Annotated in this window: 22 protein-coding genes and 3 tRNA genes; 11 read left to right on the top strand and 14 right to left on the bottom strand. The window is 55.4% G+C overall.

The window, feature by feature from the left end; genetic code table 11:
* The gene (locus ACOSDM_RS14050) at positions 1-849 is read right to left on the bottom strand and encodes a hypothetical protein (RefSeq protein ID WP_420725165.1); all 849 of its coding nucleotides are present in this window, start codon (positions 847-849) and stop codon (positions 1-3) included.
* 556 nt (positions 850-1,405) lie between these two features.
* On the opposite strand from ACOSDM_RS14050, the gene ACOSDM_RS14045 reads away from it, so the two are divergent.
* Positions 1,406-2,317, top strand: coding sequence for a hypothetical protein (locus ACOSDM_RS14045; protein WP_420725164.1), 912 nt, complete (start codon positions 1,406-1,408; stop codon positions 2,315-2,317).
* 102 nt (positions 2,318-2,419) lie between these two features.
* Here ACOSDM_RS14045 and ACOSDM_RS14040 read toward each other — a convergent pair whose 3' ends face one another.
* The gene (locus ACOSDM_RS14040) at positions 2,420-3,229 is read right to left on the bottom strand and encodes a hypothetical protein (protein WP_420725163.1); all 810 of its coding nucleotides are present in this window, start codon (positions 3,227-3,229) and stop codon (positions 2,420-2,422) included.
* 648 nt (positions 3,230-3,877) lie between these two features.
* On the opposite strand from ACOSDM_RS14040, the gene ACOSDM_RS14035 reads away from it, so the two are divergent.
* Together ACOSDM_RS14035 and ACOSDM_RS14030 are read left to right on the top strand one after the other, a co-directional pair.
* Complete coding sequence (locus ACOSDM_RS14035) at positions 3,878-5,509, top strand: acyl-CoA synthetase (protein ID WP_420725162.1); 1,632 nt, start codon at positions 3,878-3,880, stop codon at positions 5,507-5,509.
* Between the two features lie 12 nt (positions 5,510-5,521).
* The gene (locus ACOSDM_RS14030; protein WP_420725161.1) at positions 5,522-6,466 is read left to right on the top strand and encodes an aminotransferase class IV; all 945 of its coding nucleotides are present in this window, start codon (positions 5,522-5,524) and stop codon (positions 6,464-6,466) included.
* A gap of 85 nt (positions 6,467-6,551) precedes the next feature.
* On the opposite strand, the gene ACOSDM_RS14025 is transcribed toward ACOSDM_RS14030, so the two are convergent.
* Both ACOSDM_RS14025 and ACOSDM_RS14020 read right to left on the bottom strand, forming a co-directional pair.
* Positions 6,552-6,917, bottom strand: coding sequence for a helix-turn-helix domain-containing protein (locus ACOSDM_RS14025; RefSeq protein WP_420725160.1), 366 nt, complete (start codon positions 6,915-6,917; stop codon positions 6,552-6,554).
* Positions 6,918-7,583: 666 nt separating this feature from the next.
* Positions 7,584-7,751 carry a YdcH family protein gene (locus tag ACOSDM_RS14020; protein ID WP_420725159.1) on the bottom strand — a complete coding sequence of 56 codons (168 nt, stop codon included), beginning with the start codon at positions 7,749-7,751 and terminating at the stop codon, positions 7,584-7,586.
* Between the two features lie 476 nt (positions 7,752-8,227).
* On the opposite strand from ACOSDM_RS14020, the gene ACOSDM_RS14015 reads away from it, so the two are divergent.
* The gene (locus tag ACOSDM_RS14015) at positions 8,228-8,821 is read left to right on the top strand and encodes a UbiX family flavin prenyltransferase (RefSeq protein ID WP_420725158.1); all 594 of its coding nucleotides are present in this window, start codon (positions 8,228-8,230) and stop codon (positions 8,819-8,821) included.
* A gap of 13 nt (positions 8,822-8,834) precedes the next feature.
* On the opposite strand, the gene ACOSDM_RS14010 is transcribed toward ACOSDM_RS14015, so the two are convergent.
* Positions 8,835-9,701: an IclR family transcriptional regulator domain-containing protein gene (locus ACOSDM_RS14010; RefSeq protein WP_420725157.1), complete on the bottom strand. Its 867-nt coding sequence runs from the start codon at positions 9,699-9,701 to the stop codon at positions 8,835-8,837.
* 191 nt (positions 9,702-9,892) lie between these two features.
* On the opposite strand from ACOSDM_RS14010, the gene pyk reads away from it, so the two are divergent.
* Complete coding sequence (pyk, locus tag ACOSDM_RS14005; protein WP_420725156.1) at positions 9,893-11,326, top strand: pyruvate kinase; 1,434 nt, start codon at positions 9,893-9,895, stop codon at positions 11,324-11,326.
* A 33-nt stretch (positions 11,327-11,359) separates the two neighbouring features.
* On the opposite strand, the gene ACOSDM_RS14000 is transcribed toward pyk, so the two are convergent.
* Entirely contained in the window at positions 11,360-12,310 is a 951-nt protein-coding gene (locus tag ACOSDM_RS14000; RefSeq protein WP_420725155.1) for a dimethyl sulfoxide reductase anchor subunit family protein, read from the bottom strand.
* Between the two features lie 9 nt (positions 12,311-12,319).
* Positions 12,320-13,069, bottom strand: a complete 750-nt coding sequence (locus ACOSDM_RS13995) for a 4Fe-4S dicluster domain-containing protein (protein WP_420725154.1) — start codon at positions 13,067-13,069, stop codon at positions 12,320-12,322.
* 527 nt (positions 13,070-13,596) lie between these two features.
* Here ACOSDM_RS13995 and ACOSDM_RS13990 point away from each other — a divergent pair.
* The gene (locus tag ACOSDM_RS13990) at positions 13,597-13,740 is read left to right on the top strand and encodes a hypothetical protein (RefSeq protein WP_420725153.1); all 144 of its coding nucleotides are present in this window, start codon (positions 13,597-13,599) and stop codon (positions 13,738-13,740) included.
* On the opposite strand, the gene ACOSDM_RS13985 is transcribed toward ACOSDM_RS13990, so the two are convergent.
* From ACOSDM_RS13985 to ACOSDM_RS13975, 3 genes are read right to left on the bottom strand one after another with little or no spacing between them, the layout of a single operon-like run.
* Positions 13,734-16,682: a molybdopterin oxidoreductase family protein gene (locus ACOSDM_RS13985; RefSeq protein ID WP_420725152.1), complete on the bottom strand. Its 2,949-nt coding sequence runs from the start codon at positions 16,680-16,682 to the stop codon at positions 13,734-13,736. The two genes, ACOSDM_RS13990 and ACOSDM_RS13985, sit on opposite strands and share 7 nt — an antisense overlap.
* A gap of 35 nt (positions 16,683-16,717) precedes the next feature.
* The gene (locus ACOSDM_RS13980; RefSeq protein WP_420725151.1) at positions 16,718-17,494 is read right to left on the bottom strand and encodes a TIGR02186 family protein; all 777 of its coding nucleotides are present in this window, start codon (positions 17,492-17,494) and stop codon (positions 16,718-16,720) included.
* Complete coding sequence (locus ACOSDM_RS13975) at positions 17,491-18,429, bottom strand: sulfite exporter TauE/SafE family protein (protein WP_420725150.1); 939 nt, start codon at positions 18,427-18,429, stop codon at positions 17,491-17,493. The genes ACOSDM_RS13980 and ACOSDM_RS13975 overlap by 4 nt, the downstream gene beginning before the upstream one ends.
* A gap of 224 nt (positions 18,430-18,653) precedes the next feature.
* Here ACOSDM_RS13975 and ACOSDM_RS13970 point away from each other — a divergent pair, with 224 nt between their 5' ends.
* Positions 18,654-18,878 (top strand): sulfurtransferase TusA family protein, encoded by a 225-nt coding sequence (locus ACOSDM_RS13970; RefSeq protein WP_420725149.1) that lies wholly within the window; start codon positions 18,654-18,656, stop codon positions 18,876-18,878.
* Between the two features lie 3 nt (positions 18,879-18,881).
* Here the strand turns inward: ACOSDM_RS13970 and fliN are convergent, their stop codons facing one another.
* Positions 18,882-19,205 (bottom strand): flagellar motor switch protein FliN, encoded by a 324-nt coding sequence (gene fliN, locus ACOSDM_RS13965; RefSeq protein WP_420725148.1) that lies wholly within the window; start codon positions 19,203-19,205, stop codon positions 18,882-18,884.
* A 116-nt stretch (positions 19,206-19,321) separates the two neighbouring features.
* Here fliN and ACOSDM_RS13960 point away from each other — a divergent pair, with 116 nt between their 5' ends.
* On the top strand, positions 19,322-20,371 hold the full coding sequence (locus ACOSDM_RS13960; RefSeq protein ID WP_420725147.1) for a tetratricopeptide repeat protein: 1,050 nt from the start codon (positions 19,322-19,324) through the stop codon (positions 20,369-20,371).
* 9 nt (positions 20,372-20,380) lie between these two features.
* Entirely contained in the window at positions 20,381-21,142 is a 762-nt protein-coding gene (locus ACOSDM_RS13955) for a YdcF family protein (RefSeq protein ID WP_420725146.1), read from the top strand.
* A 14-nt stretch (positions 21,143-21,156) separates the two neighbouring features.
* Here ACOSDM_RS13955 and ACOSDM_RS13950 read toward each other — a convergent pair whose 3' ends face one another.
* The 3 genes from ACOSDM_RS13950 to rlmB form a co-directional block, all read right to left on the bottom strand.
* Positions 21,157-23,097 carry an O-antigen ligase family protein gene (locus ACOSDM_RS13950; RefSeq protein ID WP_420725145.1) on the bottom strand — a complete coding sequence of 647 codons (1,941 nt, stop codon included), beginning with the start codon at positions 23,095-23,097 and terminating at the stop codon, positions 21,157-21,159.
* 447 nt (positions 23,098-23,544) lie between these two features.
* Positions 23,545-23,620 (bottom strand) — tRNA-Thr (locus ACOSDM_RS13945).
* A gap of 54 nt (positions 23,621-23,674) precedes the next feature.
* A complete protein-coding gene (gene rlmB / locus ACOSDM_RS13940) occupies positions 23,675-24,571 on the bottom strand; it encodes a 23S rRNA (guanosine(2251)-2'-O)-methyltransferase RlmB (protein WP_420725144.1) in 897 nt (298 codons plus the stop codon).
* Positions 24,572-24,775: 204 nt separating this feature from the next.
* On the opposite strand from rlmB, the gene ACOSDM_RS13935 reads away from it, so the two are divergent.
* Together ACOSDM_RS13935 and ACOSDM_RS13930 are read left to right on the top strand one after the other, a co-directional pair.
* A tRNA-Tyr gene (locus ACOSDM_RS13935) sits at positions 24,776-24,860 on the top strand.
* Between the two features lie 100 nt (positions 24,861-24,960).
* Positions 24,961-25,034: transfer RNA gene (locus ACOSDM_RS13930), tRNA-Gly, on the top strand.
* The last annotated feature ends 3 nt before the right edge of the window (positions 25,035-25,037 follow it).

Here is a 25,037-nt window from a genome sequence, read left to right as displayed (position 1 = left end):
TTAGCGCCAATCGCGCATTTTTTCTTCAACATTTTGCCTTACATTCAACAAATCAATGATCTCCTGCATGTGCTCATTCTTTTGCATGTAAAGATGCCTTAAGTCTCGAATTTTTTGCTCCTTAACACCAAAAAGAAATGGAATGAATTGACCAAGGAACAGACTTCTACCAACTTGTTTTTTTTCTTTAAGAATTTGAAAAATCTGGTGGTCATCCTGAGCTGCGTCGCGTTCCATATCTGAAAATTTGCTTATGACCAAATCCCTGTGACCGCAGGCCCACCATTGTAACAACTCAAACCAGGTGCCCCTTCTGTCTCCGGGAATCCATTCCATCGAAGGCAGGGGGCCGCAGGCGGTTCCCAAGGTCATGCGGTCTCTTAGCCAAGGCCAAGTGTCTCGTTGCCAATAATGATCTATTCTCTGTCCCAGTGCTTCCAAATCCTTTCCCTTAGTCGCCCAACGACCACGCCGATCGCTGCCGATTTGTTCCGGAATGTAACAGGGGTCATGTTCTCTTTCATTGTAGGGTTTTTTAGGATCGATGATGGAACTGCATTCAAAAGAAAAGTGCGCTCGGTACTTGGTACGGGCCATAGGCAATGATAGCGGGGCGCTTTGGCTTTCCAGGGCGAGGCAGAGCCGGTCGACTTCTGGAATGAAGATGCCGGTCGCGTCGAGAAAGGTGCCGGGCTCGTCTTTGTATTCCGGTCCAAAGATGACCCGCCACTCGATGCCATCGCCTTCGATCACATAATTGGTGTCGGAAACCCGGCGAAACCCTTTGCTCTCCAGCGTGCCCGCCAGCGCCGTCTGAAATACAATCTTTGCCGCCTCAGCAACCGCCATGCGCCGCATCCTTTCAATGCACCCCGTGGTTGCCAAACTCTAAGCAGGGCAGGGGATGCACTCAAGGAAAATGAGCCCTATTAGAAGTTTGATGACTCATGTCGAGGGAGAGTTCGGCATCCGCAGATGAACAGCGCATCCGCGAAGGTGGTACGCCACTCTCCACGTAGCAGACCATGCGGCAACCCACATGCACTGAACCGGACGTGCGATTTCCCGGTTGTCATCGCGGATACGCCGGGGTTCAGCTTAGGTTAAACGGGGCAATGTTTCAAGTTATGGTGGCGCCGTTTGTATGTTTGAAATGTCTTGAGAGGTACCGCAGGTGCGAGGGTGGCGCATCCGCGAAGGTGGTACGCCACCCTCCACGTAGCAGACCATGCGGCAACCCACATGCACTGAACCGGACCGGCGATATTCCCGGTTGTCATCGCGGATGCGCCAAAATTTAGATTAATCCAATAGGCGTCGCACCTCAAGGTAGAACCAAAGAATCTGCTGTTCCGCGCTGGACGGTGCGGAGGATCTGGCGCTGGCGCGGGACCTGTTGTTGGACATGCTGCCCATCATCGGGGAGGTCCGCTCCGCCCAGGATGCCGTGACTGATTTTGCTGCCATGACCAAGGCAATTGAGGCGGGCGATTGGAAATTGGCCGGTCAGAACGGTCTGTTTGCCGTATTGGCCGTTGCGGGGGCCGCGCCAGGCGTCGGGAAAGTCGCCAAACTCGCCCGCACCGCCCTGGTTCGCGGCCTGCGCACCACCGCAGGCGGCCGAAAACTGGTTGCGGGCGTGCGCCTTGCAAAGTTTGAACGTCAGTTTCCCAAGAAGTTCAAATCCTTCGATACCAAGGAGCTGATTCAGGGAATACCTGAAGCCAATAAGCAGAAAATACAAAACTTACTGAATGGTGTTATGGGAGACAGTTCTGAGCGAGAGGTTGTTGAGGCAATGAAGGATGCAGGTTTTAATGTGGTCGATGAACGAAAATACCTTGCTGTGGGTAAAAAGCATGACCTTGCTGAGAGTGCTAGAATTTATGACGCAGCAACGCCTGAAGGTGTCGATAACTTGTTGGGCATTTTTTGGCGTCCTGATGAGAGGAAACTAGGCACTGCAATAGAAGTGAAATCTGGTAAGGCGGAGTTGAAACCATCCCAAAAGTTTAACGATACTGGTACAAAGGAAAAAAGAGCTTTAATTGGTAAAGAAGCCGAAAAATTCAGTGTTCAAGATGTTAAGTATCTTCGTGTTAGATTGGATCAAATTGATCCAAAGTATCTACAAGATTCCTTAACTGAACGTCTTGGCAATGTTGTCAAAAAAGGAAAGTTATCGAAGGAGGAAGCAGATACAATTTTACAAAGGGCGATGGCTTATCGAGCTCAGAGTAGCAAGTCCAATCCAATCCCCTTATTGGCATTGTCAGCAATGCTAGGTGCCACATTGCCATCTTCTAAGTCCGAATAAGATTATCCTTGCCTCCAGTGATTGTAACAGACGGTCGCTGGAGGCCTTGGATTATAGTATTGGATTGTGGGCGTTGTTGGGTTTTCCTAGACTAAGTTTTTGCTAAATCAAGCCAATAACCCGTTTAATATCTTGAGCGAGCCTCATTTCTCGAACTCGATAATCTCGCCATTCATCGATCTCACTTTGTCTTACGCGCCGAAGAACCAAGTCAAATGGCAGTATACTATTTCTCCGAAGGCGTTCTCGTATCAGGGGACGGATTTCATCATCACTGAGTCTCGCATCCCGCTCGATCGTTTCAAGTTCCTCGATGACATAGTCTTTATGACCGCAAACCCACCATCCTAATATATCACCCCAGGAGCCCCGAAAGCCGTTCGCCCGCCACTCTTCTTTCGGCAAGGGACCACACGCTGTTTCCAGGCTAAGGCGGTGTTCCAACCAGGGCCAAGTTTCCAGTTTCCAGTAGTTGTCGATACGATGTCCCAATGCCTCCCAGTCTTGATCTTCTGCATCCCAGTGACTTTGTTTCTCTTGAGATTGCCCGAGCTTAACAAAGCATGGATCGAAGTTCTTGTCGTCGACTGAGCTTAAGCGATGATCTGTCAATCCACTAAGGTAATCTTTGAAATGCGCCCGGTACTTCGTGCGGGCCATCGGCTCTGATAGAGGTTTGGTCTGGTTTGGAAGGGCGAGATTGAGCCGGTCGATCTCAGGAATGAAGATGCCGGTCGCGTCGAGAAAGGTGCCGGGCGCGTCCTTGTATTCTGGCCCGAAGACAACGCGCCATTCGATGCCGTCGCCTTCGATCACATAATTGGTGTCAGAAACCCGACGGAAGCCCTTGCTCTCCAAAGTGCCCGCCAGCGCTGTCTGAAACACTACCTTCGCCGCCTCTGCCACCGCCATGCGCCGCGTCCTTTCAGTACACCCCGTGGTTGCGAGACTCTATGCAGGGTAGGAGGCACGCTCAAGGAAAATGATATCGAACAGAAATATGATGCCTTTTATAGAGCGGTCGTGATTGGCTGGCGCATCCGCGAAGGTGGTACGCCACTCTCCACGTAGCAGACGGCATGGCAAAACCATGCGCTCTGAACCGGACGTGCGATTTCCCGGTTGTCATCGCGGATGCGCCGGGGTTCAGCTTAGGTTAAACGGGGCAATGTTTCAAGTTATGGTGGCGCCGTTTGTATGTTTGAAATGTCTTGAGAGGCACCGCAGGTGCGAGGGTAGCGCATCCGCGAAGGTGGTACGCCACTCTCCACGTAGCAGATGGCACCATTGGTGCAAACTGAACCGGACGTGCGATTTCCCGGTTGTCATCGCGGATGCGCCGTGTTGGAGAATACACATCTTAAAGGCGTGCCTCAAGATAGGATCCTGCGGAAGGGATCAATTCCTATGCGTTGGATTAGCCAAGTCATGCGGTGGGCTCAAGGCGGCTGGTTTGGGGTGCCTTGCTGAAAGAGATTGGCAGGGACGGGGCGTATCGGGCACTGTTTGGGACCGCAATTTGTGGCATAAGAATCCAGGGTGAGGAACGGACCAATGGGCATGGAAAAGCCGAGCATCTATGAGACCGGGCTGGATCGGAACCCGGCGAATCATACGCCCTTGTCACCGCTGAGTTTTCTAAAGCGTGCGGCCCAGGTTTTTCCGGACCGTGAAGCGGTGGTGCACGGTGCGCTGTCCTATAGCTGGACAGAGACAGAGGTGCGGTGCTGCCGGTTGGCGTCCGCCCTGGCCCAGCGCGGCATTGGTCTGGGCGATACGGTCGCTGTCATGGCCCCCAATATCCCGGCCTTGTATGAGGCGCATTTCGGGGTGCTGATGGTGGGGGCGGTGCTGAATGCGCTGAATACGCGGCTGGATTCCGCCACCATCGCCTTCATCCTGAATCATGGGGAGGCCAAGGTCCTGATCACGGATCGGGATTTCGCCGCTATTGTTGGGCCGGCACTGGAAGAGGCAGGGCGCGATATTCTGGTCATCGATATCGATGATCCCCTGGCCGGGAATCCTGGCCCGTTCTTGGGGGAGATGACTTATGAACAGTTTCTGGAAACCGGCGATCCCGAGTTTGCCTATGGCCCGCCTGCGGATGAATGGCAGGCGGTCAGTCTGAACTATACCAGTGGCACGACAGGCAACCCAAAGGGCGTGGTCTATCACAGCCGGGGGGCCTATCTGCTGGCGCTGGGCAATGTGGTGACCTGGACGATGGGGTCGGGGGCACGGTATTTATGGACCCTGCCGATGTTCCACTGCAATGGCTGGTGCTTCCCCTGGACCTTGGCGGCGATTGGCGGGACCAGCGTGTGCCTGAGGCAGGTTTCGGCAAAGGCGATATTTGATGCCATCGCGGATCAGGGGGTAACGCATTTTTGTGGTGCGCCGATTGTGCTGAACATGGTGGTCAATGCAAAGCCGGAGGATAAGCGCATCCTGCCGCAAACGGTGGAAGCGATGACCGCAGCGGCCCCGCCACCCGCCTCCGTCCTGCAACGAATGGAGGAGGAAGGATTTCACATCACCCATGTCTATGGCCTGACAGAGGTCTATGGTCCGGCGGTTGTGTGTGAGTGGAACTCTGACTGGGATGTATTGGATGCGGAGGAGCGCGCGCGGCTGAAGGCCCGCCAGGGTGTGAATTATCATGTGCTGGAGGCCTTGATGGTTGCCAATCCAGAAACGCTGGAGCCGGTGCCTAAGGATGGCGTCACCATGGGGGAGGTTTTCTTCAAGGGCAATGTGGTGATGCGTGGCTATCTGAAGAACGAAGCGGCGACGCGGGAGGCTTTTGCCGGCGGCTGGTTCCATTCGGGCGATCTGGGGGTCTGGCATCCCGATGGCTATATCGAACTAAAGGATCGATCCAAGGATGTAATCATTTCCGGGGGTGAGAATATCTCCACCATCGAGGTGGAAACGGTGCTGTATCGCCATCCAAAGGTCCTGGAGGCCGCTGTGGTCGCCAAGGCTGATGAGAAATGGGGGGAGACGCCCTGCGCCTTTGTGACCTTGAAGGACGGAGAAACAGCAAGTGCAGAGGAAATCATTGCTTTCGCTCGAGACAGGTTGGCACATTTTAAATGTCCCCGGCATGTTGTCTTTGGCCCTTTGCCAAAGACGTCCACGGGTAAGGTGCAGAAATTTGCCCTGCGCGACCGCACGGCTGAGATTTAGGGGGGCGTTGATATGGAAACCCGCGCGAATGAACGCTGTGTCTACCTGAATGGGGCTTTTTTACCGGAAAGCCGGGCCTTGTTGTCCTTTCGGGATTCCGGTTTTGTCTATGGCGATTGCGTTTTTGATACGGCGCGCACGTTCAAGGGCAAAATTTTCCGACTGGAACAGCATGTGGATCGACTGTTTCAAAGCCTGGCCTATACCCGTATCGAAATTCAGATGGACCGGCAGGAGATTATGGATACGACCGAAGAAGTCGTGGCTCGCAACCGTGCCCTGCTGGGGCCCGATGAGGATTACTGGGTATCGCAGCGTATCTCCAACGGTGTCATAGGCCTGGATGGAGAGCCGCCCATTCAAGACGGTGCAACAATTGTGATTGAATGTACCCCGTTGCCTCTGCGGGCCAGGGCCGCAATGTTTCGGGATGGGATTGAAGCCGTCATAGCGCCCCTGAAACGGGTGCCGCCGGACGCGTTAAGCCCCAATGCGAAGATCAATAATTACATGAATCCGATGCTGGCCCAGCGGGAGGTCACGGCGATCAAGCCTGGCGCCTGGGCTTTGCAGTTGGATATGAATGGCAATCTGGCAGAAGGCGTTGGGTGCAATGTCTTCTTTGTCCGGGATGGCCGTGTCATCACGCCCAAGGCAGACAATATTTTGCCGGGTGTCACCCGCGCCGTGGTGCTGGACCTGTGCCGCGATAACGGGATCGATGTCTCAGAACAGGATGTATCGCTCCACACGGCGGCGACGGCGTCAGAGGCTTTTTTCACGTCGACCAGCTTATGTCTGTGCCCCGTCAGAAGCCTGAACGGACGCAGTTACCTGGGCCATGCGGGTCCGGTCACCAAACGTCTGATGGGTCTTTTCACTGAATTGGTCGGGTGTGATTATGCGGCACAGTATCTCGCCCATTTGCGTTCGGGAACCACGCGCACCGGCTTTTGATTACGACATCAATTCAGCCAGCGCGCCGTTGGTTCATATCCGACAGTATAAATGGGAGACGGATCTAGATAATCAGCAGAGGGCTCTAGCCCCGGGATAAGGCCCGCATCATCTCGGCGACTTTGGTTTGTAACCGCTCGTCCCCGATGCGCTGCCAGTCACGGGCAACTTTGGACGCCTTGACATTCAATGGACCTTCTTCACTGGCGCTGCTTACATTGGTCGCTTCGGACTTGCCCAGGCCTTCAAAGAAGGTCGATACGGGCACGTCCAGTACATCGGCGATTTGAATCAGTCGTGACGACCCCATTCGGTTCGTGCCCCGTTCATATTTTTGAATCTGTTGAAAGCTTACACCGACTTGTTCTCCCAAGGCTTGCTGGGAGAGGCCTTTGCGAATTCTCATTTCGCGAACACGGTTGCCAACCGTTACGTCTACAGGATGAGGCATTTGTCCACCTTTTCTAAGTTGCTTACACCGGGGTCGGGTGCTGTGCGAACTATTGATAACCAACCACAGCAACATGGATGCACAATCCACGCCACACTTACGAAGCAGATCTTGCTTCACGCTGTTACAAAATGTCTAAACGCCATTCAGTCAAGGATTCTGTTTCTTTTCAAATTGTTTAAGTTTTTTTCTCACTATTTATTAGTTAGTAAAAAATATCTAAAATTAAATACTTCTACAAAACACTATTTTTAGAAGCAGAATGACAACCTTTACTATATATGTATATCAATTTAGAAATTTATAAACCTTTGCGAGAAATAAATTGCCGGCTTTTTACTCATTTTTTATAATAATCGCCTTGATCCAGAAGTTCCAGCCTCCTCAAAAAATACCATCACAATGATGCTGCCGACAGCAATACCGCGTAAAAAGAGAATTGAATCGGTGAATATTCGGGTATTCACCTTTTACGGGCTTTTTGAAAAGTTGCATATGGTATGCCAGAACACGAAGTGGCTGTAAAAAAGCCTGTGGCAAATTGACACATAGGTGCCAACATCGTCGTTTGGGGGACGGTTGGTCGGTCCAAATTGAAAGGTCATTGGACCGACCGCATCGTCGATCATACACGCATTTAAGGGTGTTTACCCTTAAATGCAGGCGTCAATGCGCCGTCAGTGATTGGATTTCATCTTTGATTTGAAGTTTTTGCCGTTTGAGCGCCAGGACGGTTGTTTCATCGGGCATCGGGCGCGCGCTTTCATCCGAAAGACGCTTATCAATTTGAGCATGTTTGGATTTCAGGCTTTCAATACGGTGAACTGTGCTCATTTTTGACTAATCTCCCATACGTTAAGACCATAACGGTCCAGTGTTCAGAGTTAGCGAAGCCACGATCAACGATTGGAAGACACCAAGGCGAAACCCGAAACACCAATCGCCTGACTTCCAGGCAGAGAGCATAATCATATGCACCAAATTGGTGGGTTCTGGTTCTTCTGATGAAGTGAGCCTCCTTTCCTGACGCCTTGAGCAAAGCAATCAATGATGCGTGTCGAATCCAATCAGGCTTATATGCCTGAGGCCAGATTCAGCACTCGCCCGGCAACCCATTACTGAGAATGCGTTACCTCACGTTACCGTGCCGGTTATCAAGGGATTGGGCCTGTGGCGAGGCGCCTCATTGCAAATGGCAAGTGGAACCCGCCGTCCCGCACTCTTGATGACGAACACTCCCTACTGGAATAATTCGCCAGACGCGGTATGTAATAGCCTACTACAGTCACTTTGAATGTGAAGGAAAATCGATGGTGCAGCGCAAATTAGTTGTCGGAATCAGCGGCGCCTCTGGCGTCGTATATGGCATCCGGCTGTTGCAGGCACTGCGAACCGCAGGGGTTGAGACGCATTTGATCCTGTCCAAAGCAGCGGAGATGACGCTGGCATATGAAACCGACCTGAAGCCGCGCGATTTGCGCGCACTGGCCGATGTTTCCTATGCTATCGGGGATGTCGGGGCTCCTTGTGCCAGTGGGTCCTTCCCCTCTGATGGCATGGTGATTGCGCCTTGTTCCATGAAGACCCTGGCGGAAATCGCTACCGGTGTGACGGCAAATCTACTCAGCCGTGCTGCCGATGTGGTCTTGAAGGAACGCCGCCGTTTGGTCCTGATGGCACGGGAAACGCCGCTGACCCTGGTTCATCTGCGCAATATGACGACCGTGACGGAAATGGGGGGCATCATCGCGCCGCCCGTTCCGGCTTTTTATGCAAAGCCCGACAGTCTGGACGATATGGTCGATCATTCGGTCGGGCGCGTCCTGGATCTGTTTGGCATCCAGTCGGATCTGGTGCGACGGTGGAAAACCGAAGACGTATCGGCGGCTCAATCCGAAAGATAGTAGGGAACAGGCATCAGTTCCGACCAGCTGGCGTCCCCCCGCCAAAGGCGGCGGTGATGTCCTGCGCGATGCTGCGGATCAGCTCGCCCAATACCGGCAGTCGCGAATCCTCAATCCGTGCCAGAGGCCCGGATATGGAAATTGCCGCCACCGGTTCCCCAAATTCATTATAAATCGGGGCCGCAAGGCAACGCAGCCCGACAGCATGTTCTTCGTCATCCACTGCGTATCCCTGAAGTTTTGCCTGTTTGATACTGGCCATCAGCGCAGCGGGTTCCCGAATGGTCTTATCGCTGTATCGGGTGAAGGTCAGATTGGCGATGCGCTGTTCCGCCGCCTGTTGGTTCAATCCGGATAACAGCGCTTTGCCAACGCCAGAGGCATGCAACGGGGCGCGACCACCCGGCGGCGCAAGGGCGCGCATCATCTGGCGGCTTTCAACCTGGGACAGATAGATCGTTTCGGTCCCATCCAGAATGGCCAGGTTCACCGATTCACCGCTTTCTTCCATGGCGCGATGCATATAGGGGCGCGCGATGGCGACAACATCCCGATTGCGCAGGAATCCAGTGCCGGTGATGAAGGCCTGAACCCCGGTGAACCACAGTCCGCGTTCCGCATCCTGGGTAACAAACCGGCGCAGTTCCAGACTTTTCAAAAGCCTGTGTGCGGTGGACGGGGCCAGACCGGCGCGATGCGCCAAATCCCCAAGCGCTGCCCCTTCGGGCTGGGTCGAAACATCTTCCAACAGGGACAAGGCGCGGTTCAAAGACCGGACGCCGGTATCACTGTCATTGGATTTTACGCCTCCGCTATCCCGGCCTGTGGCAGGTCGCCCCCGCCTGGGTTTGTGGTCCGGATCTTTGGCATTCTCTTCCATGCGTGCATATCCCTCTGAAGCGACCCAACCGGATAAAGGCAGATATTTCCTTATTTTCCACCCTGTGGAAATGGCGATAAAATGATTTGACCCAAGGCTGCGGTTTTTGCAAGCAAACACCGCGTCGCTCTCTTATAGTGCGGCGACACGACACTTATGAATGTTCAGCACGAAAAAGGGGAAGCGCAGCCATGCGCCGTCAGCACCGTACCAAGATTGTCGCCACATTGGGTCCTGGAACCGGGGACCAAGCCTCCATTCAGGCGTTGTTTGAAGCCGGCGTGGACGTGTTCCGGCTGAACTTCAGTCATGGTGCCCATGCGGAACATAAGGCCCGATTGGACATCATTCGGGGATTGGAACAGAAGTTTGCCCGCCCCATTGCGGTGATGATGGATTTGCAAGGCCCAAAACTGCGGATCGGGACCTTCAAGGATGGCCCGATTGAATTGGTTGAGGAGATGCAGTTCCGCCTCGACCTGGAAGACAAACCCGGCGATATCAACCGCGTGACCCTGCCCCATCCGGAAATCTTCCAGGCTCTGGAGAAGGATGCGGAACTGTTGCTGGATGATGGCCGCATCCGGCTGGTGGTGACGTCCTGTGGGCCGGAATTTGCCGAATGTCGCGTCGCTGTTGGTGGGCCATTATCGGAACGCAAGGGCGTCAATGTACCAGGCGTGCTGTTGCCCCTGTCGCCTCTGACGGAAAAGGATCTGATCGATCTGAAATATGGTCTCAGCCTGGGGGTGGATTGGGTTGCGTTGAGCTTTGTCCAACGTGCGGAAGATATCGAAGAAGCCCGCGCCCTGATCAAAGGGGAAGCTGGTATTCTGGCGAAACTGGAAAAGCCGTCTGCCATCACGGAATTGGATGCAATTGTGGCCGCAGCGGATGCGATCATGGTCGCGCGGGGTGATCTGGGCGTCGAAATGCCGCCGGAAGACGTGCCGGTGCTGCAGCGGCGCATTATCAATGCGTGCCGTATGGCCGGGAAGCCGGTTGTGGTTGCGACCCAGATGCTGGATTCCATGGTCGAACGGCCGGTCCCGACCCGGGCAGAGGCGTCCGATGTGGCAACGGCGGTGTATTCCGGGGCCGATGCTGTGATGCTGTCGGCAGAAACGGCAGTGGGGGACTATCCCGTTGAATCCGTTGAGATGATGAACCGTATCATTGAACGGGTGGAGCGGGATTCGGTCTATCGGGAAGGGATGGAGGCACAGCGCCAGAAGCCGGAGCCAACCACCGCAGACGCGGTGGCGACGGCCGCTGCACAAATGGCGAAAACGCTGAATGTGAATGCAATCGCGACCTATACGACATCAGGATCAACGACATTGCGCATCGCCCGGGAACGCCCGATGGCACCGATCCTGGGGCTGACACCGCGCGATGATACCGCCCGGCGTCTGGCGCTGGTCTGGGGAGTTCATCCTGCCCGGGTGCCCGATGCCGCCAGCCTGGACGATATGTCGGAAACCGCAACCCATCAGGCGAAAATTGACGGTTTTGGTAATATCGGGGACCGCATCGTGATCACGGCGGGTGTGCCTTTCAGCACACCGGGCAAAACCAATCTGCTGCGCATTGCCCGCATCGGCGGCACGTCAGAGACGGAGTAGTGTGGTGCTTCCAAATAATCACGCACCACACTATCAGACCGCGCTTTCGCCATAGAACAGGGTCACGGAATGTTTCGCTTCTGCAAAGAACAGATAGCGTTCCGCGATCAGGCCGACCGCGGCGGTCAGAACGGATATCGCCAACAGGCCAATGGTGATCGCGCCTTCGCTATAGCGAGTCAGAAAGATCGCGATGATGGGGAAGACAAAGCCCCACAGGATCGCCAATCGCTTCAGCCGTGCGGCGTGTTTGCGGGCGACCTTAAACCCCATCTCCGTCATCAGGTAATTATCCCCCTGATGGGGTGCCTCGAATAGTTTCACCGAGCCCATGCCGCCCAGTCCCGTCGCACTTTCGGCAGTGGATCGGGGGCTGGCCAATGCGATGGACTGCCAATACATCACTTTCGCGATCAGCCCCGCCAACAACAAAACAATGCTGAATAAAATCAAAAATACGCTGGCAAAGCCCAGAAAGAAGGACAGCGCATTTAGCAGGACCGCCCCGCTGGAAAGCGATAGGGTCAGGTAACAGACCGGCGTCCATCCGTTGGACCAGGCCGGAATTGGCCGCAGGGAGGCATAGATCATCGCCGTACAATAGACCGTGATAAGGGCCAGGGCGACCGACAGCGCAGCGACTGCAGGCTGCCAGGGGGTGGTCATATCGGGATAGACCAACCGCCCTGCGCCATAGATCAGGACGGGAAGAAAGGTAATGAGGGCGAACAGGCCCTCTCTGCTTAACCAGGATGTTCGCCATTGACTCATGGCCCGCCAGGCCCGTTCGGGATGACCCAGATGGGCGGTAGACGATAACAGTCCCGCTGTGATCAGACCCAGGGCGACACCAAGGCTGATCAGCGTGACATCCCATCCACCGGGAATCAGGCCTGCAATGTCCATCAGGATGAACAGAATCAACACGCCATACCCTGCGCCCGATGCGGTGGTAAAAAAGATGACCGATTTAGCCGGATGCATAACAACGCCTCATAAGGAAAGAATTTTATCGAGCCACCGGGCCATGACGCCGGCACTGCTGTCGGCCACGGGGGTCAGGCCTGCGCCGCCCATGGCCTCTTCCGCCACGGATTTGCGCGGGCGCGGCGGCAGATATCGGTTCACGGGCTTGCAATTCTGTTCCGGCATCAGGGCATAGCCGCCACGGGCCGCAGACAGTTTGGAAACCGCGCTGTCGGGATCGCCAAAATCTCCAAAGGACCTCGCCCCGGCCGGACAGGTCGATACACAGGCCGGAACCCGCATGTCCGCTGGCAGGGTTTCATTATAAATCCGGTCCACGCACAGGGTGCATTTCTTCATGATCCCGGCATCGTCATCATATTCCCGCGCCCCATAGGGACAGGCCCAACTGCACAGCTTACAGCCGATGCAGGTATCGGGATTGACCAGAACGATCCCGTCTTCTTCGCGCTTATAAGACGCGCCGGTCGGGCAGACGGTGACACAGGGCGCGTCCTCGCAATGCAGGCAGGATTTCGGAAAATGCACCATGCGACTGTCGCCACCGTCTTCCGGGACGACTTCAAAACTGTGGATGCGATTGAACCATACGCCCGACGCATCCGCACCATAGGGGTCATTGTCCGGCAATGGCGCGCTGTGCCCACCGGTATTCCATTCCTTGCAATTCACCGCACAGGCATGGCATCCGACGCAAATGTCCAGATCGATCACAAGGCCCAGCTTTTTCTGAGTCTGAGAGGGAAGGGCGGTCATTGATTTCCTCCCGTGATCCTGCGCCCATGAGGAACCCGCCTGCCCCTATCTTCGTCACCCCGGACGTGATCCGGGGTCCAGAGCGGCCCGAAGACTGGTGCGATGCGGCCCTGGATTCCCGCCTTCGCGGGAATGACGGCACTTTGTGGTTGGATTGGGGCGGTCACTGTGTCCCTCCCGTGGTGTTACGCTTATGAGGAACCCGCCTGCCCCTATCTTCGTCACCCTGGACGTGATCCGGGGTCCAGGGCAGCCCGAAGACTGGTGCGATGCGGCCCTGGATTCCCGCCTTCGCGGGAATGACGGCACTTTGTGGTTGGATTGGGGCGGTCACTGTGTCCCTCCCGTGGTGTTACGCTTATGAGGAACCCACCGGCCCCTATCTTCGTCACCCCGGACGTGATCCGGGGTCCAGAGCGGCCCGAAGACTGGTGCGATGCGGCCCTGGATTCCCGCCTTCGCGGGAATGACGGCACTTTGTGGTTGGATTGGGGCGGTCACTGTGTCCCTCCCGTGGTGTTACGCTTATGAGGAACCCACCGGCCCCTATCTTCGTCACCCCGGACGTGATCCGGGGTCCAGAGCGGCCCGAAGACTGGTGCGATGCGGCTCTGGATTCCCGCCTTCGCGGGAATGACGGCACTTTGTGGTTGGATTGGGGCGGTCATTGATTTCCTCCCTCTTTATGGCCTTTTTGATTGCCGATCCATTCCGCCATTGGGGCGGCGGGTTTGCCGGATGGATCGGGGTGCAGATCCTTGCCATAGCGCAAGACGCCGTCAGCGGAGACTGCGCTTGGGGCCAGTTCAGGCACCTCAAACCGCTCAAACATAGGTTCTGTCGCCCCGGCCTCGTCTTCGGGGCATTTTTCCAGGCGCACCTTCAAATCATACCAGGCAGCCTGGCCCGTCACCGGATCGGCATTGGCATAGCGGAAGCCGTCGCCCTGGGCAGGCAGCAATTCCGGTATGATGTGGTTCAGCAGGAACCCTTTCTCCGTCTCTGGTGCACCGGGTTTCAGGCCCCAGGCCCCCTTACGCTTGCCAATCGCGTTCCAGGTCCAGATGGTGCCTTTTTCAACGCCATGCATGGTTTTGATCTGGGCTTTCACGCGGCCCTGGGGGCTGATGATCCAGACCCAATCCTCATCGCCGGCCTCGATGGTCGCGGCGGTTTCGGGATGCAGATACAGGCGATTTTGATTGGTGATCTGTCTTAGCCACGCATTTTGCCCCCCCCAACTGTGATACATATGCATCGGGCGCTGGGTGATGGCATGCAGGGTATAGTCCTGTGCTGTGGCCGTAGTTTCAAACGGCGGATACCAGAAGGGGATTGGATCGAAATAGGTTTCGACGCGGTGCCTGTGGCGGTCTGGCGGCACGGCGGGGCCAAATCCCTGGGCTGCCAGTCGGAACTTTTGCAAAGGTTCGGAATATATCTGCATGACAATGCGGTCCGTGGACGGAATCCAGCCCATTTTATGGGCGCGGGTCAGATAGTCCTTATTGCCGTGCTTCATCCAGGATTCGGATTCCGTAAAGGGGTCCTCCCAAAATCCACCATTGTCGATATAGCGCTGTAACTGGCCTTGATTGGGCGCGCCCCGGCCTTGATCCGTGCCAAACTCACCGCGCCATCCGGCCAGCGGCCCAATGCCGGGCGCGCGTTCGTGATTGGTGATATAATCTGGATAGCCGCCGGGATAAGCGGCAGTACCATCGGCTGTGACGAAACCGGGCAGTTTCAGGCGTGCACCCAATTCGATCAGCACATCCTGAAAGGGCCGCACATCGCGGTCCAGCGGGACGACCGGGTGGCGGATCGCATCGGCTGGTCCCTCAGCACTGCAGATCGGGCGGTCCAGCAGAGAGATACAATCCCACCGCTCCAGATAGGTCGTATCGGGCAACACCAGATCGGCATAGGGCACTGTTTCCGAATAGAAGGCATCGGAATAGATGATCTTGGGAATCTTATAGCTGCCATCCTCATTGGTATCGGTCAGGTAATGCAGCACGCCTGGCACATTCATCGAGCTGTTCCAGCCCATATTGGCCATATACATAAACAGCACATCAATGGGATAGGGGTCGCCCTTCCAGGCATTGTGAATGACCATTTGCATCAGGCCATGGGCGGCCAGCGGATGTTCCCAGCTATAGGCCTTATCGATGCGTTTGGGCGTGCCGTCCGGATTGATCAGCAGGTCTTCCGGACCGGTGGGAAAGCCCAATGGCATCCCTTCGAGGGGCTTGTTGGCCTCTGATTTATGGCCGGCCGGTTTTGGTCCCGGCGGGACCGGGCGTGGGAAGGGTGGCTTGGAGCGAAAACCGCCTGGCACATCAATCGTGCCCAGGATCATTTGCAGCAAATGCAGGATGCGGCAGGTATGAAACCCGTTGGAATGGGCGGAGACACCGCGCATGGCATGCAGGGAGACGGGTCGACCAATAATCTTGGTCTGTTTGCGCCCGGCCCAATCGGTCCAATCGACATCCAGTTCTATGCTGCGCTCAAACGCGGCATGGGCCAATTCAGCGGCAATCCGTCGGATCGTTTCAGCGGACACGCCACAGGATTTTTCCGCTTCTTCCGGTGAATAGCTTTTATCCAGAAACCGTTTCGCCATCAGGTGAAAGGCGGGGACCGCCCGCTGACCGGCAATATCGACGCTGCCGCTCATCACCGGGGAACCGCCTGCTTCCAGGGCGCTGACCAGTTTGTTGGTTTTGCCGTCCAGGATCAGGGGGTTTCCATCGCGGTCACGGGCAAACAGGCCGTCATCGGCTGTGCCTGGTGCCTGAATGACCAGCCAGGGGGCATTGGTATAGCGTGCCAGATAATCCCAATCGATCTTCTCCGCCGCCAGCAATTCATGGATCAGCGCCCCGGCGAACAGGCCGTCTGTCCCAGGCCGAATGCCAACCCATTCATCGGCAATCGCGGAATAGCCTGTCTTTACCGGGTTTACCGAAACAAACTTTGCCTCGCCGCGGCTTTTGAGATGGCCCAGGCCCATTTTGATTGGATTGCTGTCATGGTCTTCAGCGACGCCAAACATCATGAAATACAGGGTGCGTTCCCAATCCGGCTCGCCAAATTCCCAAAAGGAACTGCCGATGGAATACAGCCCGCCCGCGGCCATATTGACCGAACAGAATCCGCCATGGGCAGCAAAGTTCGGGGTCCCGAACCGCCCGGCCCACCAGCCGGTCAGCGACTGGCTTTGGTCACGCCCGGTAAAGAAAGCCAATCGCTTGGGGTCTGTTTTGCGGACATCTGACAACCAGTCTGTCGCCAGGTCCATCGCCTCGGACCATTCAATTTCCTCAAACTCCCCGGATCCGCGCGGACCAACGCGTTTCAGGGGCTTTGTCAAACGCCCCGGGGATTTGTAATTCATAATCCCGGCGGACCCTTTGGCGCACAAGACCCCCTTGTTGATCGGGTGATCAGGATTGCCGTCGATATAGCGGACTTCATCATTTTTGAAATGGACGCGGATACCGCAGCGACAGGCACACATATAGCATGTTGTGTATTCGGTCCGATCAATGGCGTTTGGGGTAACATCCACCTGCTCTTGAACGGTCGTAAAGGGTCCTGACATTATCCTACCTTAACAAATTGATACTGACGTCGCGGTTACAGTTTCTGGAAGATCCAGTTGGCAGCCAATCCGGCAAATCCGGCAATGAAGATCGCGGCCAGGCCATATAAGGCCGGTTGCATGTAAGCTGTTCTGTAGACTTGCGCCCCAAAACCTTCCTTGTTCACAAACAGGGGCGTTGTCTGGGCTGCGGCGACCTGACCATCGCGCACCAGCAATGTTTCGACCGTATAGGTCCCAACAGGCACATTGGTGGGGATCAGGACCGAGGCTCGAAACAACTGTCGGCCCCGACGTTCAACCACGCCCGCATCTGGACTGAACAGGCCGATGGCGACCTTGTTTCGCAAGACGGAGGCGGCAAACTGGTCATAGTCCTTCTGACTGAGGATATCATCGGTTTGCAGGCGAATGTTTTCCAGGCCGATCTGGTGCCGTCGCAATGCGCTGGGAGGTAAATCCAGTCCGGATTTTGCAGTCGTGGCGACGCTGTAGAAGGACGGAACACCTTTGAACTCAACAGATTCTGTATTCATCCAGATACCGGCCACTCGGTCTTTCCGACGCGCCACGATATCTTGTTTTGGCCCGTGGACGACAACGACAATATCACCATCGCCCTGCATCGTTCCAAATAACAACAATTCCTCGCCGGTGAAACCTGCGGTTATCGCGACCAGATGGTTGTCCAGGTCTGCGACCAAAGGCTCATCCGCGCTGAGTGATGCTGGGATCAATAAAAACAGGCTCAGAATGCAGCGCGGCCAGGACAGGCGCAATCGAAAGGCAGGGGGAGACGGGACTGCGATCATTGCGGCCCCGCCTTGTCGCTAACCGCGACAATCGAATACACGTCATCAGGCGTGATGACCAAATCAAACAGCAACTTACCACAGACCATCAGCACCATTACGGCCAACAGGCTGCGCAACTGCTCCCCTTTCAGTTTGGCCCCTATCTTCGTTCCGAACTGGGCCCCAATGACTCCGCCGATTAACAGCAACATCGCCAGAACCACATCCACGGTCTGATTTAATGTGGCCTGAAAGAATGTCGCATTGGCGCTGACGAAGATAATCTGAAACAGGGATGTCCCTACCACAACATTGGTCGGCATACCCAACAGGTAAATCATTGCCGGCACCATGACAAAGCCCCCGCCGACCCCCATGATTGCGGTCAGGATTCCTACCAGGAAGCCAATCCCGATGGGCAGAAGAAGGCTGATATACAGCTTTGACTTTCGAAATCGGAACTTCAGCGGCAGGCCATGCATCCAATTGTGCTGGTGCAATTTGCGCTGCATGCGACCGCCGGATTTCTTGCGGGACCGCAGCAGGGACCGCAGGCTTTCCGCCATCATCAGGCCGCCGATGATGCCCAGGAAAATCACATAGGATAACTTAATGACCAGGTCGATCTGACCCAGCGTTTGCAGGAATTTGAAAACGAAAACACCCAGTGTCGATCCGACCACACCTCCTGACAGCAACATCAGGCCCATCATCAGATCAACATTGCCCCGCCGCCAATGCGCCAGAACGCCCGACACGGAAGAGGCGATAATTTGATTTGCGCCCGTGCCGACAGCCACCGGGGCTGGGACGCCCAGAAAAATCAGCAGGGGGGTCATAAGAAAGCCGCCCCCGACCCCAAAAATACCCGACATGACCCCCACACCCGCGCCCATCCCCAGAATGAGGAAGATATTCACCGACATCTCGGCGATCGGCAGGTATATATGCATCTGCGCGTCGGCCCCCATTTGCGGCGCGGTGTCCTTGCGTTTAAGATATCCCCCAACGATATCTTAAGAAACGCGCAGTGCGCAGGCCGCCTAGGTAAATGTGATTGCTGAGTTAATCACCATCCCCACAATGGCCCGCGCCTGCCCCTGTCGTCAATCCGGGCAACAGACAAAAAATGTGCGTTGATTTATGTTAATTGCGATAAATGGAAGCGGATCGTTACATGAAGACAGTTGAACTGGATGCAACGGGCCTGAAATGTCCCCTGCCGGTTTTGAAGGCGCGCAAGGCACTTAAGGGACTGGCGCCGGGGGACCGGTTGGACATTCGTGCGACAGACCCTGGCTCTCCGGCGGATATTCGCGCGTTTTGTGAGACTTTTGGCCACAGCCTGGAGGCAAGCGAACCCGAATCCGGCGTATTCCTGTTCCAAATTCTAAAAGGCTAAAGCCTAATCGTCGATTTGGGATTTGTTGTAGATTTCGGTGAATGATACGGCCAGGTGATCGTCCACCACGACAATCTCGCCCCGACCGATCGGCATGCCGTTACAGCGCACCTCAACGGTATCGCCAACCTTGCGGTCCAATTCAATCACGGCGCCGCGCCCGATTTTCAGCAAGTTTGCGACTTTCATTTCAGCAGTGCCCAGCACCGCCGTGATATCGACGGAGATTTTATTGACCGCGCTGCTGTTGCTCGCCTTGCCGATCACTTTTTTAGCGGCGGCGGCCAAAGCGCCGTTTTCTTCCTCGCCGCCCTTTTCCTCAGCCATGAAAGCCTCAATTTCTCAATAGAATTTCAACACAAGTCACTCTACGCTGTGATTCGGAACCACGTCCATCCGATATCGGCTTGCCAACAGGGTGGCCTGGGGGTCAAAACAGCGCCATGAAAGCCATGCCCAATTCCCTCATTCTGCGTTTCGTGTCTGTGATTGTGATCCTGTTTGGTATCAGCACGGCAGGGTATGCGGCGGATATTGCTGCCCTGCAGGCGGGGGCAGCGGCAGGCAAGGCAGAGGCTCAGTATCAGTTAGGCCTGGCCTATGAATCCGGCGATGGTGTCGGGCAGGACGATTTTCAGGCGGTTCGGTGGCTGCGGGCTGCCGCCGAACAGGACTATCCACCCGCAGCCTTGGATCTGGGGTGGATGTTGGCCAATGGCTATGGTGTTTCCAAGGATCTGGATCAGGCATATTTCTGGTTCGTCCGGGCCACGGCATTGGGGGCGCACGGGGCGGCGGATCAGCGCGATGCCCTGGCGCGATCTTTGGATGCGGACAGGCGGGCCCAACTGGCACAGGACGCATTGGCGGGTCTGTCGGTTCCAATCCCGACAACGGCGCAGGCGCCGTCGCTTGCGGTCGCCTCTGATCCTGTCCTACAGCCGGGGGATACAGTACAGGCCTTGCGCCTGAAACTGAATGCCGGGGGTGGGCTGGATGTCCTGGCCAAATTGCGCCTGTTGGCCCAGGATGGCGATATTCAGGCCCGGAATCTGGTCGGTCTTGCCTTGCGTCGCTCCACGGATCCCAATGACCGCACGCAGGGGATGGATTGGCTGATCGCAGCGGCGCAGAATGGCTTGCCGGCGGCTCAGTACAATGTTGCGTCGGCTATGATGGAAAATGCCCGGGAAAACCCGGCGACCGGGTTGGATAGCCGCGCAGTAGATCGATGGCTGGATATGGCCCAGGATGGCAGCACGCCGGCTGCCCCGGATGATTACAATGCCGTCGCCCGTGAATTTGCGGCCCGCGCAGGAATAAAGGATGCCTATCGCGCGGCGGTCCAGGGATCAGAGGGCGCCTATCCTGAGTTGCGGGAACTCATCCGCCTGAAACGGCAGGAATTGGCGGCGCAACAGGACTTTCTCCGGCGATTGGGTAATACGCCCCCGCCCGCATCCGGTGCCATCGAGAGCACAATTATCCAATAAGGTCATGGGATGAAATCATTCGGCGCTGATATTCTTCCTAATCTGGCTCTTTGGGGTGTGCTTCTGGGGGTCTTGTTTCTGTGCATCCGTCAGGGTTTGAGGCGTGGCAATCTGCTGCTGAAACTGTCAGCGTTGCTTCTTCTTGTGCTGTCATTGCCGGTGTCTTCCAGGATCGCATCAGAAATATGGGCTGTGGAGGCGCAGGATTTCGGCCTGTCACAACCCTCGCCCAATATGGCGGTTCTGGTTTTTGGGGGCGGGTTGGGCTCTGACGACCATGGGAACATCTGGCCCAGCGGCAATTCATTGATGCGTGGGTTTGAGGGAATGTGGTTGGCAAACACTCTTGGCACCCCTCTATTGATTTCGGGGGGCATCACTCATGGGGAAGGCCGATCAGAAGCCGAAGCCATAGCAGAATTTTTGAATTTTAGAGGATTTTCGGGCAAAATTTATGTCGAAAGGGAGTCTCTGAACACATGGGAAAACGCCAATAATTCCTATGCGATCCTGCGGCAGAACGGATGGACGGGGCTGTATGCTGTCACTGATATGATCCACTCCCGGCGTGCTGTGGCTTGCCTGCGGGCGGCGGGTGTTTCCGATGTTCGTTTCTGGCCGACCGGTTCGGGGCCTGCTGCTGTAATAGACGCGGCGGATTTCCTGCCAACGGTCAGTGGCCTGTCCCGGTGGCGTATCTTAGGCTATGAGATTTCAGCGACTGTCTATTACAGCATAACGGGTCGCATCACTCTGGCAGATATATTTTGATCGACGACTTTCAATCAACGAGCAGTCTTGGATCTGCGGGCGCCGATCGGTATTGCGCATGCAGCGCCGATCATCAGCCATAACAGTCTCTGATACCCAATTTCATGGGTAATGCTGAACAGGCCAAAACAAACACTGATAACCAGTGCCCAAAGCCCTGGTGCCGCCTTTATGGAAACCATTCGAACTTGATTTGAATGGTGTGTGATGAGGTCCCGAACCTTGGGTAGTAGAACCATGCACGGATACCAAAAGGCACCGATAAAGCCGACAAGACCGGTTTCAGCAAGAATCCACAAATACGTTGAGTGGATAACAATTTTCTCTCCGGTGGCACTCATGATGGAATGAATGCCCCATCCCAGACCAGCCCCGAAGACAGGGTTCTGCAGGAAAGCCTGCAGCGCGGCCTGGACGGACAGCAATCGCGCCGTGATCGAACTTTCAATGAAAAGCAGGTGCGTGATTGCGCGGAATCGCCTGTCACGCGGTACTGAAGGAGGAGACATGATACTCTGTATGTAGTCGATTGCCTCGGTCGCCAGGACACCCCCAACCTTCCAAAGCACCAGCGCCGACATTGCGGCTATCAACAGGCGGCGTCGCTGATGTTTTAAGTGAAACCCCAAAATCAGTGACAGGATCACGGTCGAAATGATTCCCGTCAAGGAGCCACTCTGCAGAATGGCATAAATCAAAATCGTGATTGCAACTGTAAAAAGGGCACCGGGTAACTGCTTGTTTGGTTTAAAGGTGGCGATGCAGAGGCCAAACACGATTAGAGTCTGAAAAGCGAAACTGTTCCGATTCGTGGCGAATCCCTCAAAATTGAGCGGTGGCTGAGTGTCCAGAAGTCCGGAGGCATAGCCAAGTCGTGCGCAGCTATGGACAAGAACTACCGATACCGTGGTTGCTAGAATGGTTTCCAGCATTCTTTTGCGGCCAACAGCGCCGAAGACGGTGATTATTGCTGCGCCACAGACCGCATATCCCATAAGCACGACCCATCCGGCAAGTCGGTTTGTCAGTGCCCAGGACGTCACACCAAACTTATCAACGCCGATCAGAAATGTCAGGCCAAGGATTATGGTCATACCCGCAAGCCAGCACCAGGCAAGGCGCGGCAATCTGAACATCACATTCACCCTGAACGCCACGAATATGATGCCGGTAGCAAGAAACCCTAAGGCGATGGGGTCTGCCAGGTTAAGGGTGATGGTCAAGCCACCTAACGTAAATTTGAACTGGAAAAACAACAAAATGGCCGCGAACAGGCCAAACCATAAGACAAGCGATGCGGTTGTCGTAGTCCGGGCGATGTTACCGCTGGACGGGTGCATCAAATGTATAAATTTTAGGCCGGATTCAGGGGGTGTCTCGTTTCTCACCCTATCTCTTGGTGTTGTTTGAAAGAGGGCCAGAATTAGGGCGGAGGCGACGGCTTGGCCCAGCCCAAAAGTGATGGCGGCCAAGACGGAGATACCGGGGCTTACCCCAGATATGCCAAAAACAAAGAGTGCCGCGAGCTCACGAACGCCCCAGCCGTTCAATCCGATCGGCAAGGCAGCGGCGAAACAAACCACAGCGGCGCCAGCCAACAGAATGGTGAAATCGGTATCGGCACCAGATGCGCGCAAGATAAGGGAAAAGCTGATCAGAGCCAGCACTTGTGAAACAAGACTGCAGATTACAACTCTTGAGAACTGTTTCAGGACCAGCGGGACATCGCCAGCAGCCTGCAGTCGCGCAAAATGAAACCGCCTGCCCCACCACAGGCTCAACAGGCCTGCCAAGGTTATGGCAGCACCGAATTGCCAAACTTGGATATCCAGATTGATTGATGTGGTTAGGTATTCCCGACATAGGATCCACAGTCCCAACAGGGCCATAAGTCCTGAAATCAATATCCAGCCAAGCCTGCCTTGAATCGTCCCATGCGCTGTTTGTGGACCCACATCGCTTCTGCTTCCAAAGGTTGTCACAAACAGCCCGCGACATATTAAGGAAGGCAGAGCGCGCCATTCTTTGGCGGGGTTAGAAAGTCGCATTTGAAAGCGGTGGCTGTGACACGCGTCGATGATGGCGGTCAGCAGAAGCAGAACCACAATAAAAGGCAGGATGTATAAAAAGGGTAAGAGACTAAAATCAATGAAATCTGTAGATTTCAAAGGCAGCATTGCCAGCGCGAACAGCAGGCCCGTTACGCCTAGCGAAAGGATGGCGCGGATGCGCCTCAACGGATGGAACAATGGGATATCTCTTCCTAGTCAATTTGCCAGAGTGATCCGCATTGAAACAGATTCTAGAAAGAAAGGTCTTTTAAAATGCTCTGGATCTTTTGGTTAGAAGGGTAACAGGGTGCCATAAAAACAGCGCCGCACCCTTTAATTTCAGAAGAAAACTGGTGCCGGATGCAGGAGTCGAACCCGCGACCTTCGGTTTACAAAACCGCTGCTCTACCAGCTGAGCTAATCCGGCCCATAGCGCTCTCACGACTATTTGGATGGGGTCTAGCCTTGCTGGCGGTGAAAATCAATCCTCTATCTTCTGTGGCTGAGAATTTACAGCGGCAAAAAGGGCGACTGCGGCTGCATTGGAGACATTCAGCGATCCCACCGCGTTTGGTCGCATGGCGATTTTCAGAATTTTATCACAGGCTTCTTCAGTCAGCCTGCGCATGCCGTCCCCTTCCGCCCCTAATACCAGGGCGATGGGTCGGTCCGTCGGCAGGGCGGATAAGGTTTCCTGGGCTGCACCAGATAAACCCACGGTCCAATATCCCAATTGCTTGATATCTGCCATTGCACGGGCCAGGTTCCCCACCCGGACAAGCGGGGTGGTTTCCAGCGCGCCAGACGCCGCCTTTGCCAGCACGGCTGTTTCCGGCGGGGCATGCCGATCCTGGACGACGACCGCTGCGGCCCCGAAAACGGCGGCAGATCTTAAGATTGCGCCAACATTGCGGGGATCGGTCACCTGATCCAGGATCAGGATGGGGTGGCCCTGTTGCGCATCGGGAAGGTCTGTCAACGCCAGGGGCTCCAGCGGAAAGACATCCAGGGCGAGGCCCTGATGAACCTCATCCGGGCCGGTCAGACGTTCAATCTCGTTGCGGTCCACCACTTCCGGCGTGATGCCTCGCTGTTCTGCGGCCTGCTGGATCACCTCCAAAGCGTTTTTTGTCGCCAGCAGACGATTGATCCGGCGCTCTGGATTAGCCAAAGCCGCCAGAACGGGATGGGTTCCCGTCAACCAATAGCGATTGCCGCCAGGAACCTTCGGGCCACCTTTTCGGGCCTCTTTTCCACGGTTTGATTTTTGGCCGGCGGCATTTTCAGTGGAGCCGGGATCACGGGGGGCCTTCTTTCCAAAATGCCCGGCTTTGCGTGCATCTCTGGCGGGGCCTTTAGAAGGAGTGTGTTTTATCATGACATGGCTCTTACGATGAAGTCTGCGCTGCGGCAAGAGAGCAAGATACAAAATATGCCAGTCTCCTGCGATATGACCCAGTCTTCTGCGATATGACCAAGTCCCTTAGAATAGTTGCATGTTTTCCAGATATTGTCCGTTGACAAGAACGGGAGGGAACACTAAACCCCGTTTCGCCGTGCGACACGGCTGCGTCGGTATCGTGGAGGGATGCCCGAGTGGTTAAAGGGGACGGACTGTAAATCCGTTGGCTATGCCTACGTTGGTTCAAATCCAACTCCCTCCACCACCGACGAGCGCCTGATGGGCTGTGACCCTGTAGGCTGGCTGATTTGTCGTGATGTGCGGTGTCATAGGGCAAAAGACTTGGCCCTGTGGCTATGTTTTTTGCGGGTGTAGCTTAATGGTAAAGCTCCAGCCTTCCAAGCTGGCTATGAGGGTTCGATTCCCTTCACCCGCTCCAGTA

The sequence above is a fragment of the Hwanghaeella sp. LZ110 genome, assembly GCF_048892525.1.
Lineage (GTDB): Bacteria > Pseudomonadota > Alphaproteobacteria > UBA8366 > Aestuariispiraceae > Pacificispira.
This window is presented reverse-complemented; position numbering and strand designations above follow the sequence as displayed.

Bases quoted from the DNA above. Each gene is read 5' to 3' on its own strand.
- ACOSDM_RS14050 (WP_420725165.1), bottom strand. From the start codon at position 849: ATGGCGGTTGCTGAGGCGGCAAAGATTGTATTTCAGACGGCGCTGGCG.
- ACOSDM_RS14045 (WP_420725164.1), top strand. From the start codon at position 1,406: ATGCTGCCCATCATCGGGGAGGTCCGCTCCGCCCAGGATGCCGTGACT.
- ACOSDM_RS14040 (WP_420725163.1), bottom strand. From the start codon at position 3,229: ATGGCGGTGGCAGAGGCGGCGAAGGTAGTGTTTCAGACAGCGCTGGCG.
- ACOSDM_RS14035 (WP_420725162.1), top strand. From the start codon at position 3,878: ATGGAAAAGCCGAGCATCTATGAGACCGGGCTGGATCGGAACCCGGCG.
- ACOSDM_RS14030 (WP_420725161.1), top strand. From the start codon at position 5,522: ATGGAAACCCGCGCGAATGAACGCTGTGTCTACCTGAATGGGGCTTTT.
- ACOSDM_RS14025 (WP_420725160.1), bottom strand. From the start codon at position 6,917: ATGCCTCATCCTGTAGACGTAACGGTTGGCAACCGTGTTCGCGAAATG.
- ACOSDM_RS14020 (WP_420725159.1), bottom strand. From the start codon at position 7,751: ATGAGCACAGTTCACCGTATTGAAAGCCTGAAATCCAAACATGCTCAA.
- ACOSDM_RS14015 (WP_420725158.1), top strand. From the start codon at position 8,228: ATGGTGCAGCGCAAATTAGTTGTCGGAATCAGCGGCGCCTCTGGCGTC.
- ACOSDM_RS14010 (WP_420725157.1), bottom strand. From the start codon at position 9,701: ATGGAAGAGAATGCCAAAGATCCGGACCACAAACCCAGGCGGGGGCGA.
- pyk (WP_420725156.1), top strand. From the start codon at position 9,893: ATGCGCCGTCAGCACCGTACCAAGATTGTCGCCACATTGGGTCCTGGA.
- ACOSDM_RS14000 (WP_420725155.1), bottom strand. From the start codon at position 12,310: ATGCATCCGGCTAAATCGGTCATCTTTTTTACCACCGCATCGGGCGCA.
- ACOSDM_RS13995 (WP_420725154.1), bottom strand. From the start codon at position 13,069: ATGACCGCCCTTCCCTCTCAGACTCAGAAAAAGCTGGGCCTTGTGATC.
- ACOSDM_RS13990 (WP_420725153.1), top strand. From the start codon at position 13,597: ATGAGGAACCCACCGGCCCCTATCTTCGTCACCCCGGACGTGATCCGG.
- ACOSDM_RS13985 (WP_420725152.1), bottom strand. From the start codon at position 16,682: ATGTCAGGACCCTTTACGACCGTTCAAGAGCAGGTGGATGTTACCCCA.
- ACOSDM_RS13980 (WP_420725151.1), bottom strand. From the start codon at position 17,494: ATGATCGCAGTCCCGTCTCCCCCTGCCTTTCGATTGCGCCTGTCCTGG.
- ACOSDM_RS13975 (WP_420725150.1), bottom strand. From the start codon at position 18,429: ATGCATATATACCTGCCGATCGCCGAGATGTCGGTGAATATCTTCCTC.
- ACOSDM_RS13970 (WP_420725149.1), top strand. From the start codon at position 18,654: ATGAAGACAGTTGAACTGGATGCAACGGGCCTGAAATGTCCCCTGCCG.
- fliN (WP_420725148.1), bottom strand. From the start codon at position 19,205: ATGGCTGAGGAAAAGGGCGGCGAGGAAGAAAACGGCGCTTTGGCCGCC.
- ACOSDM_RS13960 (WP_420725147.1), top strand. From the start codon at position 19,322: ATGAAAGCCATGCCCAATTCCCTCATTCTGCGTTTCGTGTCTGTGATT.
- ACOSDM_RS13955 (WP_420725146.1), top strand. From the start codon at position 20,381: ATGAAATCATTCGGCGCTGATATTCTTCCTAATCTGGCTCTTTGGGGT.
- rlmB (WP_420725144.1), bottom strand. From the start codon at position 24,571: ATGATAAAACACACTCCTTCTAAAGGCCCCGCCAGAGATGCACGCAAA.